Annotated in this window: 3 protein-coding genes; 2 read left to right on the forward strand and 1 reads right to left on the reverse strand. The window is 75.6% G+C overall.

Translation table 11 applies throughout. The features are described from left to right. Positions 1-5: 5 nt before the first annotated feature. The gene (locus ABD292_RS10200) at positions 6-251 is read right to left on the reverse strand and encodes an acyl carrier protein (protein WP_344206833.1); all 246 of its coding nucleotides are present in this window, start codon (positions 249-251) and stop codon (positions 6-8) included. Positions 252-293: 42 nt separating this feature from the next. Between ABD292_RS10200 and ABD292_RS10205 the strand changes: the two genes are divergently transcribed. Next, on the forward strand, positions 294-1847 hold the full coding sequence (locus ABD292_RS10205) for an AMP-binding protein (protein ID WP_344206834.1): 1554 nt from the start codon (positions 294-296) through the stop codon (positions 1845-1847). A 116-nt stretch (positions 1848-1963) separates the two neighbouring features. Beyond that, entirely contained in the window at positions 1964-13684 is an 11721-nt protein-coding gene (locus tag ABD292_RS10210) for an SDR family NAD(P)-dependent oxidoreductase (RefSeq protein WP_344206835.1), read from the forward strand. Positions 13685-13695: the final 11 nt, after the last annotated feature.

Consider the following 13695-nt stretch of genomic DNA (forward strand, 5'->3'; position numbering starts at 1 on the left):
CGGCCTCAGGAGCCTGAACGGGCCGCGCTGAGCGCCGCCCACAAAGCCCCGGGGGTGGTGAAGGTGTCCAGGACGAGTGCCTCCTCGTCGAACTGTACGGCGTAGTCGGCTTCCAGCGTGCTCAACAGTTCCACCGCGCCCATGGAATCCAATCCGAATTCCCGGAGGTTGGTGTCCGCGGTGAGTTCGTCGCCGGAAGACAGCAAGGGGAGGCGGTGCCGCAGCAGCGCCTCAAACTGTTTGTCCCACATGGCCTGCATTATGCCTCAATAACTCGCGCTGAGGAAAAGAAAATGGGCGAAGAAATTCACCGGAACCTCCACGGGCGATTTCTGGGCGGCCTCGCCGCCGCGCCGCGCGGAGCGGCGCTGCGGCTCGGCGAGCGCGCGGTCACCTTCGAGGAGCTGCACGAGCTCGCCCTCGTCTGGGCCGGGTCGCTGCTCCACGGCGGCGTCACGGGCCGCGTAGGGGTGCTCGCGGAGAAGGGGACCACCTCCTACGCAGGGGTGCTCGCGGCGCTGTACGCCGGGGCGACGGTGGTGCCGCTGCACGTCGACTTCCCGCCCGACCGGACGGCGCGGATGATGGCAGCGGCCGGCGTCACCGCGCTGATCGCCGACGGCCGCGGCGCCGCCCTGCTGCCCGAGCTGCGGGAACGCGGCTATTACGGGGCCGCGCTGCTGCCCGAGGGCGGCGGCGAAGGGGGGATCCCGGTGTCGGCCGCGTACGCGCCGGCCGAACCGGTCGCGGTGCCGCCCGACGCCCCCGCCTACATCCTGTTCACCTCCGGCTCGACCGGCCGGCCCAAGGGCGTCGTGCTCACCCACGGCAACCTGCACCACTACTTCGGCGTGCTGGACGGACGCTACGACTTCAGCCCCGACGACGCCTTCTCGCAGACCTTCGACCTCACCTTCGACTGCGCGATCTTCGACCTGTTCTGCGCCTGGGGCGCGGGCGCCCCCGCGGTGCCGGTGCCCCCGCGCGGCCACGCCGACCTGCCCGCCTTCCTGGAGCGTCACCGGGTGACCGTGTGGTTCTCCACGCCCAGCGGCATCAGCCTGGCCCGCCGGCTCGGCTCCCTGCGCCCGGACACGCTGCCCGGCCTGCGGTGGAGCTTCTTCGCCGGAGAGGCGCTGCGCTGCCAGGACGTCGAGGACTGGACCCGGGCGGCGCCGTACGCGACGGTCGAGAACCTGTACGGGCCGACCGAACTGACCGTCACGATCACGGGCCACCGCTGGTCGCCGGAGGGCTCCCCGAAGCTCGCGGTCAACGGCGTCGTGCCGATCGGCGCCGTGCACCCCGGACACCAGGTCCTGCTCGTCACCGAGGACGGCCGGCCGACCGAGGACGAGGAAGGGGAGCTGTGCGTCACCGGACCGCAGCTCACCCCCGGCTACCTCGACCCGGAGGACGGCGCGGGCCGCTTCCTGGAGCACGAGGGGCACACCTGGTACCGCACCGGCGACCGGGTGCGGCGGCTCCCCGGGGACGAGCTGTGCTACCTCGGCCGCCGGGACGCCCAGGTGCAGGTGCAGGGCTGGCGGGTGGAGCTGGCGGAGATCGAGCACGCGCTGCTGGCCGCCGGCGACGGGGTGGCCGAGGCGGCCGCGGTGGGGGTGGACGGCGCGGCCGGCACGGAGCTGGTGGTGTTCTACACCGGCGAGCCGCGCCCGCCGGTCGAGCTGGCCAACCGGCTGCGCCGCACGCTGCCGCACGGCATGGTGCCCAAGCGCTATCACCACCTCGACGAACTCCCGCTGAACGCCAACCGCAAGGTGGACAGAAAGGCGCTCACCGAGCGCGCAGGCGAACTGCTACACGCCGACAACAATTGGTCTTAGGGGGCGGCTAGGGGTTAGTCGGACTCCCAACACTTACGTAGTTTGGTGGCGCAACCGAAAGGGTGAGAACCATCAAGCCCGGTGAGCTCAACGCTCCTGATAATCCTAGGTTGGTAATGGACAACGAAGAGAAACTTGTCAATTACCTGAAAAGGGCGACGGCGGATCTGCGGGAGTCCAGGCGGCGGTTGCAGGCCGCCGAGGACCGCCTGCGGGAGCTGGGCGCAGGCCCGGACGGCGGCGTGCCGATCGCGATCGTCGGCATGGCCTGCCGCTACCCGGGCGGGGTGACCGCGCCCGAGGACCTGTGGCGGTTGCTCACCGACGAGGTGGACGCGGTCACGCCCATGCCCGCCGCCGACCGCGGCTGGGACGTCGACGCGATCTACGACCCGGAGCGCGGCAAACCGGGCAAGACCTACACCCGCGAGGGCGGCTTCCTCCGCGACGTGGCCGACTTCGAGCCGGAGTTCTTCGGCATCGGCCCCAACGAGGCCACCGCCATGGACCCGCAGCAGCGGCTCCTGCTGGAGACCACCTGGGAGGCGGTGGAGCGCGCCGGGATCGACCCGACGGCGCTGCGCGGCAGCCGTACCGGGGTGTTCGTCGGCGTCATGTACGGCGACTACGGCTCGCGCAGCGACCGGATACCCCGCGGCGTGCAGGGCTTCATCGCGCACGGCAGCCACCACAGCGTGGCGTCCGGGCGGATCTCCTACCTGTACGGCTTCGAGGGGCCCGCGGTCACCGTGGACACCGCGTGCTCGTCGTCGCTGGTGGCGCTGCACCTGGCGGCGCAGGCGCTGCGCGGCGGCGAGTGCGAGCTGGCGCTGGCCGGCGGCGCCACCGTGCTGTCCACCACCGAGCTGTTCGTCGACTCCGCCCGGCAGGGCGTGCTCTCCCCGGACGGCCGCTGCAAGTCGTTCGCCGACGCCGCCGACGGGGTCGGCTGGGGCGAAGGCGTCGGCCTGCTGCTGCTGGAACGGCTCTCCGACGCGCGGCGGCACGGGCACCCCGTACTGGCCGTGATCCGCGGCTCCGCCGTGAACCAGGACGGCGCCAGCAGCGGCCTGACCGCGCCGAACGGCCCCTCCCAGGAGCGGGTCATCGGCGCCGCGCTGTCCGCGGCGGGCCTGACGCCCGCTGACGTGGACGTCGTGGAAGGGCACGGATCGGGGACCGGGCTGGGCGACCCCATCGAGGCCCAGGCGTTGCTGGCGACCTATGGGCAGGGCCGCGACCGGCCGCTGCTGCTGGGGTCGGTGAAGTCGAACATCGGCCACGCCCAGGCGGCGTCCGGCGCCGCCGGCGTCATCAAGATGGTGCTCGCGATGCGGCACGGCACGCTCCCCAAGACGCTGCACGTGGACGCGCCGAGCCAGGAAGTGGACTGGTCCGCCGGCTCCGTGGAGCTGCTGACCGAGGCCCGGCCGTGGACCCGCGACGGCCGTCCGCGCCGCGCCGGGGTCTCCGCGTTCGGGGTCAGCGGCACCAACGCCCACGTCATCCTCGAAGAGGCGCCGGACGAGGCCGCCCCGGCGGAGCCCGCTGACCGCACGCCTGCCGTGCTGCCGGTGGTCGTGTCGGCCAAGTCCGAGGCGGCGCTCCGCGCACAGGCCGACCGGCTGGCCGCTTTCCTCGCCGAGCCCGGCGCCGGCGCCGACCTGGCGGACGTGGCGGCGGCGCTGACCCGGCGGGCGGCGCTGCCGCATCGCGCCGCGCTGGCGGCCGACGACCGGGACGCTCTGCTCGCCGCGCTGCGCGGCCTGGCCGCGGGCGAGCCGCCGTCCGGCGTGACCGTCGAGACGGCTCGGGCCGGGCGGCTGGGCCTGGTGTTCTCCGGACAGGGCGCGCAACGGCTCGGCATGGGCCGCGGCCTGTACGCGCGCTTTAGCGTGTTCGCGCGGGCCTTCGACGAGGCGGCCGAGCTCCTGACGGCCGAGCTGGGCACGTTCTCCGGCGGGTCGCCCGGGCTCGGGCTGCGTGAGGTGCTGGCGCCCGCGTCCCAGGACGAGGAGACGGCCGCCGCCCTGAACCAGACGGTGTTCGCGCAGGCGGGGCTGTTCGCCTTTGAGACGGCGTTGTACCGGTTGCTGGAGTCGTTCGGGGTCCGGCCTGATTTCGTGGCCGGGCATTCGCTGGGTGAGATCAGCGCGGCGCATGTGGCCGGGGTGCTGGATCTGGCGGACGCGTGCCGGTTGGTGGCGGCTCGTGGCCGGTTGATGCAGGCGTTGCCGGCTGGTGGCGCGATGGCGGCGATCGGCTGTGGCGAGGACGAGATCGTCCCGGTGCTGCACGGCGACGTCTCGGTGGCGGCGGTGAACGCGCCCGGTGCGGTGGTGGTCTCGGGTGCGGCCGATCAGGTCGCCGAGGTCGTGGAGTGGGCGCGGGAGCGCGGGTACCGGACGCGGCCGTTGCGGGTGTCGCACGCGTTCCATTCGCCGTTGATGGAGCCGATGCTGGCCGAGTTCGAGCAGGTCGTGGCGGGGTTGACGCTGCGGCGGCCGGAGCTGGCGCTGGTGTCGAACGTCTCGGGTGAGCTGGCCGGTGACGAAGTCACCGAGCCTGGCTACTGGGTGGAGCATGTGCGGCGGCCGGTGCGGTTCGCCGACGGCGTCCAGGTGATGCGGCAGCGCGGGGTCACCCACTTCCTGGAGGTCGGCCCCGACGCGCAGCTCGCCCCCATGGTCGAGGAGATCCTCGCCGACGGCGGCCGAACGGCCCCGGTGGTGCCGCTGCTGCGCCGCGACCGCGACGAGGTGGCCCACTTCGGCGCCGCGCTCGGCGCGGCCTGGGCCGGTGGCGTGGGCGTGGACTGGGCCCCCTGGTTCGCCGACCGGGAGACCCCGCCCCGGCCCGTCACCCTGCCCACGTACGCGTTCCAGCGGCGCCGGTTCTGGCTGGAGGCGCACCGGTCGGGGGACGTGTCGGCGGCCGGTCAGTCGCCTGTCGAGCACCCGCTGCTCGCCGCCGCGGTGACCCACCCGGACGGCGCCGTCACCCTCACCGGGCAGCTGTCCCCCCGTACCCAGCGCTGGCTGGCCGACCACACGATGAACGGCACCGTGATCTTCCCCGGGACCGGCTTCGTGGAGCTGGCGATCCGCGCCGGCGACGAGGTGGACTGCGGCCGGCTGGACGACCTCGTCCTGGAGACCCCGCTGGTCGTCCCCACCGACACCGGGGACGGCGTGGCCGTACAGGTCGCCGTAGGGGCCCCGGACGATGAGGGCCGCCGCACCGTGGAGATCCACTCGACGGCCGGCGAAGGCTGGGTCCGGCACGCCCAGGGCACGCTGGCCCCCGCCACGGCCGACGGCGCGACCCTCACCGCGTGGCCGCCCCCGGACGCGCGGCCCGTGGACGTCGACGGGCTCGACGACCGGCTGGCCGAGCGCGGCTACGAGTACGGCCCGGCGTTCCGCGCGCTGCGCGCCGCCTGGCGACGCGGCGACGAGCTCTACGCCGAGGTGGCGCTGCCGGAGGGGGTGGAGTCCGCCGGATACGGCGCGCACCCCGCCCTGCTGGACGCCGCGCTGCGGGTGGGCCTGCTGCCCGAGATGGACGCGGAGACGCCCGAGGGGCGGCCGGTGGTCCCGTTCGCCTGGCGCGGGGTCGAGCTGCACGCCACCGGCGCCGCCGCGGCCCGGGTACGGCTGCACCCCGACGACAGCGCCGGCGCGGGAGCCGTACGGCTGGACTTGGCCGACGCGACGGGCAGCCCGCTGGCCACGGTGACCTCGCTCGAATCCCGCCCGCTCGCCGCCGACCTCCCGGCCGGCGTCGGGACGGCGACGCGCCCGCTCTACCAGGTGGAGTGGCGGCCGCTGGCCGCGCCCGAGGGCACGCCCGCGCGGGACGCCGTCGCCGCGGCCGAGGTGCACGTGGCCGCCTGCGACGACACCGTGGCGGCCACGCCCGAGCGGGTACGCCACGCCGTGGCGGCCACGCTGGAGCGCGTACGCAGCTGGCTGGCCGCCGAGCCCTCCGCCGAGGACACCCTGGTGATCGCGACCAGGGGCGCGGTCGCCCTCGACGGCGCGGCGCCGGACGTGGCGCAGGCGGCGGTGTGGGGGCTGGCCAGGGCCGCCAGGGAAGAGAGCCAGGGACGGATCGTCCTGGTCGACCTGGACCCCGAGCTGGACCCGGACCGCGCCGCGATCGACGAGGCCGCCGCGGCCGCGCTGCACGCCGGAGAGCCCGAGGCTGCGGTCCGCGCCGGCCGGTTCTGGGCGCCCCGGCTGACCCGCCTCGACGCGGGGACCGGCGGCGCGGCCTGGCCGGCCGAGGGCACCACGCTGATCACCGGCGGCACCGGCGGCCTGGGCGCACTGCTGGCCCGGCACCTCGTCACCGAGCACGGGGTGCGGCACCTGGTGCTGACCAGCCGCCGCGGCCTCGACGCGCCCGGCGCGGCCCAGCTGCGCGAGGAGCTGACCGGGCTGGGCGCCGAGGTGACCGTGGCCGCCTGCGACGTGGCCGACCGCGCCGCGCTCGCCGCGCTCCTGGACGAGGTTCCCTCGCTCGCCGCCGTGGTGCACGCGGCCGGAGTGCTGGCCGACGGCACCGTCCCCGCGCTCCACGACGAGCGGCTGACGCGGGTGCTGCGGCCCAAGGTGGACGCCGCCTGGCACCTCCACGAGCTGACCCGCGACCACGACCTGCGGGCGTTCGTGCTGTTCTCCTCGACGACCGGGCTGATGGACTCCGCCGGGCAGGGCAACTACGCGGCGGCCAACGCCGCGCTGGACGCGCTCGCCGTACGGCGGGCCGCCGACGGGCTCCCGGCGATCTCGATGATTTGGGGGGCGTGGGAGACGGAACGCGGCATGGCCGGCCGGTTGGACGGCCGTCAGACCGCCCGTCTGGCCGCCTCCGGGATGCGACCGCTCACCGCCGCGGAGGGGCTGGCCCTGTTCGACGCGGCGCTGACCGCGGGGCACCCAGCGCCCGTGGCCTGCCGGCTGGACCTCGCCGCGCTGCGCGGCCGGGACACCGAGCCGCCCGCGCTGCTGCGCGCGCTCGCCGGCCGCCGGCCCGCCCGTGCCGCCGCGGCCGCGCCCGGCTCGCTCGCCGACCGGCTGGACCGGATGTCCCCGGCGGAGCGGCGCGAGCTGCTGCTGGGCGTGGTCCGCGCCGAGGCCGCCGGCGTGCTGGGGTACGACACGGCCGAGTCGGTGCCGGTGGACCGGGCCTTCCAGGAGCTGGGCTTCGACTCGCTGTCCGGGGTGGAGCTGCGCAACAGGCTGGGCCGGCGGGTCGGCGTGGCGCTGTCGGCGACGCTGGTCTTCGACCACCCGACGGTGACCGCCCTGGCGGCCTTCCTGGCCGACCGGTCCGGGGAGAAGCCGGAACCGGCGCCGGTGGCGGCACCCGCCGTCACGGCCGATCCCATCGCGATCGTGGGGCTCGCCTGCCGGTATCCGGGCGGCGTGGAGTCCCCGGAAGACCTCTGGCGGCTGCTGACCGAGGGCGGGGACGCCGTGGGCGAGTTCCCCGCCGACCGCGGCTGGGACCTCGGCTCGTTGTTCCACCCGGACCCGGCGCACGAGGGGACCTCGTACGCGAGGGAGGCCGCCTTCCTGTACGGCGCCGCCGACTTCGACCCGGACTTCTTCGGGATCAGCCCGCGCGAGGCGGCGGAGATGGACCCGCAGGAACGGCAGTTCCTTGAGGTGTCCTGGACCGCGCTGGAGCGGGCCGGGATCGACCCGACGTCGCTGCGGGAGACCAGCGCCGGGGTGTTCGCCGGCGTGATGTACCACGACTACGTGCCGGCCGGCGCCGGCGGCGCGACGGTCTCCGGGCGGGTCTCCTACACCCTCGGCCTGCGCGGCCCCGCGCTCTCCGTGGACACCGCCTGCTCGTCCTCGCTGGTGGCGCTGCACCTGGCCGCCGACGCGCTGCGGCGCGGCGAGTGCGACCTGGCGCTGGCGGGCGGGGTGACGGTGATGGCCACCCCGGGCGCGTTCGTGGAGTTCTCGCGGCAGCGGGGCCTGGCCGCGAACGGCCGCTGCAAGGCGTTCGCGGAGGCGGCTGATGGTGTCGGCTGGGGCGAAGGCGTCGGTGTGCTGGTGGTGGAGCGGCTGTCGGACGCCCGCCGTAATGGGCACCAGGTGCTGGCGGTGCTGGCCGGTAGCGCGGTCAATCAGGATGGGGCGTCGAACGGGCTGACCGCGCCGAACGGTCCTTCTCAGGAGCGGGTGATCGCTCAGGCGCTGGCTTCGGCGGGGATCGGTCCCGCGCAGGTGGACGTGGTCGAAGGACACGGCACCGGCACCGCGCTGGGCGACCCGATCGAGGCCCAGGCGCTGCTGGCCGCCTATGGCCAGGACCGGCAGTCGCCGTTGTGGCTGGGGTCGGTGAAGTCCAACCTGGGCCACACCCAGGCGGCGGCCGGAGTCGCCGGCATCATCAAGATGATCTTGGCGATGCGGCACGGCGTGCTGCCCAAGACGCTGCACGTGGACGCGCCGTCGTCCAAGGTGGACTGGTCGGGCGGGGCGGTGGAACTGCTCACCGAACCTCAGCCCTGGCCGCGCGCCGCGGACCGGCCACGCCGGGCGGGAGTGTCGTCGTTCGGCATCTCCGGCACCAACGCCCACGTGATCCTGGAAGAACCACCCGCTGAGGAGCCGTCGCCGGCGAGCGTGCCGGACACGCTCCCGCTGCTTCCGGTGCTGCTGTCGGCCAAGAGCGAGGCCGCGCTGCGGACGCAGGCCGACCGGCTGGCCGGTTTCATGGATGAGCACGACGACGCCGAGCTGCTGGACGTGGCCGCCGAGCTGACCCGGAGGGCCGGCCTGCCGCGGCGCGCGGCCGTACTGGGCGAGTCCCGGGACGCCACGGTGGCGGGGCTGCGCGCGCTGGCCGCCGGTGAGCAGGCCGCGGAGCTCGTCCGCGGTCTCGTGCACGACGGCGCCGACCAGCCGGTGTTCGTCTTCCCCGGGCAGGGCGGTCAGTGGCCCGGCATGGCGGTCGAGCTGCTGGAGTCCTCGCCCGCGTTCGCCGAGGCGCTGGAGCGCTGCGCCGCGGAGGTCGAGGCGCTGGTGGACTGGCGGGTGCGCGAGGCGCTGGGCGACGCCCGCATGCTCGACCGGGTCGACGTGGTCCAGCCGGTGCTCTGGGCCGTCATGGTGGCGCTGGCGGAGACCTGGCGCGCGGCCGGCGTCGAGCCGGCCGCGGTGGTCGGCCACTCGCAGGGAGAGATCGCCGCCGCCTGCGTGGCCGGGGCGCTGTCGCTGGCCGACGGGGCGCGGGTGGTGGTGACGCGCGCCCGCGCGGTCGCCGAGCGCCTGTCCGGCCAGAACGGCGGCATGATGTCGGTGGCGCTGCCCGCCGAACGGGTGACCGAGCTGCTCGCCGAGTACGGCGACGCCGTGTCGGTGGCCGTGGTGAACGGGCCCGGCTCGGTGGCGCTGGCCGGCGACGGCGCGGCGCTGGACGCGCTGGAGGCCCGGCTGCGGGCGGAGGGCGTCCGCGTCAAGCGGCTGGCCGTGGACTACGCCTCGCACGGCGCGCAGGTGGAAGTGCTGCGCGAACCGCTGCTGCGCGACCTGGCCGGGCTGCGCCCGCAGACCGCCCGGGTGCCCTTCTACTCGACGGTGGTCGCGGCCGAGCTGGACACCGCCGGGCTCGACGCCGAGTACTGGTACACGAACCTGCGGCGGACCGTACGGTTCGCGGAGACCACCCGGGCGCTGCTGGCCCGCGGCCGCCGGCTGTTCCTGGAGATGAGCCCCCATCCGATGCTCACTCCGGCGATCGAGGAGACCGCCGCCGCGGACGGCGTGGACGTGGCCGCGCTGGGCACGCTGCGCCGTGACGAGGGCGGCCGGTTCACCACGGCGCTGGCCGAGGCGTGGCTGCGCGGCGTGCCGGTGGACTGGCAGAAGGTCCTGCCGGCCGCGCGGCGGCGCGCCGAACTGCCCACCTACCCCTTCCAGCACGACAGGTACTGGAAGCCGGCCACCCCGGCAGGACCGGCCGGGCTGAGCGCCGCCGGCCTGGACTCCGCTGACCACCCGCTGCTCGCCGCGGTGCTGGACGAGCCGGACGGCGACGGGCTGGTCTTCTCCGGCCGGCTGTCCGTCGCGGGTCAGCCGTGGCTCGCCGACCACAAGGTCGCCGACCGGATCGTGGTGCCCGGCGCCGCGCTGGTGGAGATGGCGTTGCACGCCGCCGACCGGGCCGGCTGCGACCTGCTGGAGGAGCTGATCCTGGAACGCCCGCTGGTGCTGCCCGACGACGGCGCGACCAGGGTGCGCGTGGTGGTCGGCGCCGCAGAGAACGGACACCGGCAGATCTCCGTGTACGCCGCGCCGGCCTCGGCCGACCCGGCCGCCGCGGCGACCACCGCGTGGACCCGGCACGCCGCCGGCACCCTCGCGAAGACCGCCGACGCCGAGCCGCCCGCCACACAGCAGCCCGGCTCGGCCTGGCCGCCGGCGGACGCGCGGCAGCTGGACGTCGACGAGCTGTACGAGACCCTGGACGCCGGCGGGTACGGCTACGGGCCGGCGTTCCGCGGCCTGCGCCGTGCCTGGGGCCGTGGCGACGAGATCTTCGCCGAGGTCGCGCTGCCCGATGCGGTCGCCGCCGAGGCGGACCGGTTCGGGATCCACCCGGCGCTGCTCGACGCCGCGCTGCACACCGCCGGGCTCCTCGACGACGACGCCTCCGGCGCGCCCCGGCTGCCGTTCACCTGGCGCGGCGTACGGCTGCGCACCACAGGCGCCACGGCGGCACGGGTACGGCTGCGTGGCGTCGCCGACCGGCCCGGCTCCGACCCGGGGACGACGGACCGCTTCGCCATCGAGCTGGCCGACTCCGCAGGGGCCCCGATGGCCTCGGTGGACGCCATGGTGGTGCGCGCGGTGACCGACGGGGAGCTGGCGCACGCGGCGGCGGTGAACGTCGCGCTGCCCCGGCTCACCTGGACACCGCTGCCCTCGGCGGCGTCGGCGCCCGAGCCGCTCGTCAACGGCGCGGGCTCGGCCAACGGCGCGGGTCCGGCCAACGGCGCGGGTTCGGCCAACGGCGCGGGCTCGGCCAACGGAGCGGCCCTCCTGCGGGCCGACGGCGCCGTACCCCCGGATCTTGAGGTGTTCGACGTGCCCCGCGACAGGGGCGAGGACCCGGTGGCCGCCGCTCACGCGGCCACCGGGGCCACCCTGGCCGCGCTGCGCGGGTGGCTGTCCGGCGACCGGCCGGACGGCGCCCGGCTGGCCGTGGTCACCCAGCGTGCGGCGGCGGTCCTCCCCGGAGAGGACGCCGACCCCGCGCACGCGGCGGCCGCCGGCCTGGTGCGTGCCGCGCAGGCGGAGCACCCCGACCGGTTCGTCCTGCTCGACACCGACGGGCAGGAGCCGGCGTGGGCGGCGGTACGGGCGGCCATCGACGCGGGCGAGCCGGAGCTGGCGCTGCGCGCCGGCACGGTTCACGCGCCGCGGCTGGCCCGCGACGCCGACGCGCTCGTGCCCCCGGCCGGGCCGTGGCGGCTGGCCACCACCGGCAAGGGCACGCTGTCCAACCTCGCCCTGCTGCCGGCGCCGGAGGCGAACCGCCCGCTGGCCCCCACCGAGGTACGGCTGGCGCCCCGCGTCGCCGGGATCAACTTCCACGACCTGGTCGTCGCCCTCGACATGATCACCGAGGAGGACGACGGTCTGATCGGCGAGGCCGCCGGCGTCGTGCTCGAAGTCGGCTCCGCCGTCACCGACCTGCGCCCGGGCGACCGGGTCACCGGCCTGGTCGACGGCGGCGCCGGCACCGTGGCCATCAGCGACCGGCGACTGCTCGTCCCGATCCCGGACGACTGGTCGTTCACCACGGCCGCGGTGCTGCCGATCGTCAACCTCACCGCCTACTACGGCCTGGTCGACCTGGCCGGCGTGAGCCCGGGGGACCGGGTGCTGGTCCACGCGGGCGCGGGCGGAGTCGGCCTGGCCGCGATCCAGCTCGCCCAGCACCTGGGTGCGGAGGTCTACGCGACCGCGTCGCCCGCCAAGTGGCCCGTGCTGCGCGCGCTCGGCCTGGACGAGGCCCACCTGGCCTCCTCCAGAGACCTCGGCTTCCGCGAGAAGTTCCTGGCCGTCACCGGCGGCGCGGGGATGGACGTGGTGCTCAACTCGCTGGCCAGGGAGTTCGTCGACGCCTCGCTGGAGCTGCTGCCTCGCGGCGGCCACTTCCTGGAGATGGGCAAGACCGACATCAGGCAGGCGGACGAGGTGGCCGCCGCCCATCCGGGGGTCGTCTACCGGGCGTACGACATGGTGGCCCAGTCGCGCACCCAGCACCCGGAGGGCACCCCGGAGCGGGTCCAGGAGATCCTCGCCGAGGTCGTGCGGCTGTACGAGCACGAGGTGCTGCGGCCGTCCCCCGTCACCGTCTGGGACGCCCGGCGCGCCAAGGACGCCTTCCGTCACCTCCAGCAGGCACGCCACGTCGGCAAGCTCGCGCTGACCGTGCCTCGGGAGCTCGACCCGGACGGCACCGTACTGATCACCGGCGGCACCGGCGTCATCGCCGGCCACGTCGCCCGCCACCTGGTGACCCGGTACGGCGCGCGGCACCTCCTGCTGGTCACCCGGCGCGGCATCGACGCGCCCGGAGCCGCCGAGCTCCGCGACGAGCTGGCCGGGCTGGGCGCCTCGGCACGGGTCGAGTCCTGCGACGTGGCCGACCGGGACGCCCTCGCCGCGCTGCTCGCCGGCATCCCGGCGGAGCACCCGCTCACCGGGGTGGTGCACGCGGCCGGCGTGCTCGACGACGCCACGATCGCCTCGCTCACCCCTGACCGGCTCGCCGCGGTGCTGCGTCCCAAGGCCGACAGCGCCTGGCACCTCCACGACCTGACCCGGAGGCACGACGTCGCCCTGTTCGTCATGTTCTCCTCGGCCGCCGGGCTGCTCGGCTCTCCCGGGCAGGGCAACTACGCCGCGGGGAACGCCTTCCTGGACGCCCTCGCCCAGCACCGCCGCCACCTCGGCCTGCCCGGCCACTCGCTGGCCTGGGGGCTGTGGGCGGAACGCAGCGCGATGACCGCCCACGTGGGCACGGGCGACTCGGCGCGGCTGGCCGCGAGCGGGCTGCGTGAGCTCGACACCGAGACCGGACTGCGCCGCTTCGACGCCGCCGTCTCCGGGGACGCCCCCGTGGTGCTCGCCGCGGACGTGGACGCGGACGCGCTGTCCGGCCGGCCGGTGCCGCCGGTGCTGCGTGGCCTGGTGGCCGCGCCGGCCCGGCGACGGGCCGCGGCCGACGCGCCCACGGCCGAGGAGTCGCTGGCCGACAGGCTGGCGGGGCTGCTCCCGGCCGAACAGCGCCGCATCCTCCTCGACCTGGTCCGCTCGCACGTGGCCGCGGTGCTCGGGCACGCGAGCGTGGACGCGGTCGCGGCGGATCGGGCCTTCGCCGAGCTGGGCTTCGACTCGCTGACCGCGGTCGAGCTGCGGAACCGGCTGGCCGAGGCGGCAGGGCTGCGCCTCCCGGCGACGCTGGTCTTCGACCACCCCAACCCGGAGGCGCTGGTGACGTTCCTCCTGGAGGAACTCGACCCGGAGCACGCCGACCCGGCGCGCGCCGTGCTCGACGAACTCGAACGGCTGGAGGCCACCATGGCCGAACCGCTCGCCGAGGCCCCGGCCGCGCAGGCCGACGTGGAGGCGGTGGCGGCCCGGCTGGAGGCGCTGGCCCGCCGGTGGCGGGAGGCGCACCGCCGTACCGACGGCGACGGAGCTCCGCGCGACCAGGTGCGGGATCTCGCCGCGGCGACCGACGAGGAGCTGTTCGCGATGCTGGACAGCGAGCTGGGCGGCCCGGACGGGACGTCCTGAACACGGGGGAG

This window comes from Nonomuraea bangladeshensis, from assembly GCF_039529455.1.
Taxonomy (GTDB): Bacteria; Actinomycetota; Actinomycetes; order Streptosporangiales; family Streptosporangiaceae; genus Nonomuraea; species Nonomuraea bangladeshensis.

Bases quoted from the DNA above. Each gene is read 5' to 3' on its own strand.
- ABD292_RS10200 (WP_344206833.1), bottom strand. From the start codon at position 251: ATGTGGGACAAACAGTTTGAGGCGCTGCTGCGGCACCGCCTCCCCTTG.
- ABD292_RS10205 (WP_344206834.1), top strand. From the start codon at position 294: ATGGGCGAAGAAATTCACCGGAACCTCCACGGGCGATTTCTGGGCGGC.
- ABD292_RS10210 (WP_344206835.1), top strand. From the start codon at position 1,964: ATGGACAACGAAGAGAAACTTGTCAATTACCTGAAAAGGGCGACGGCG.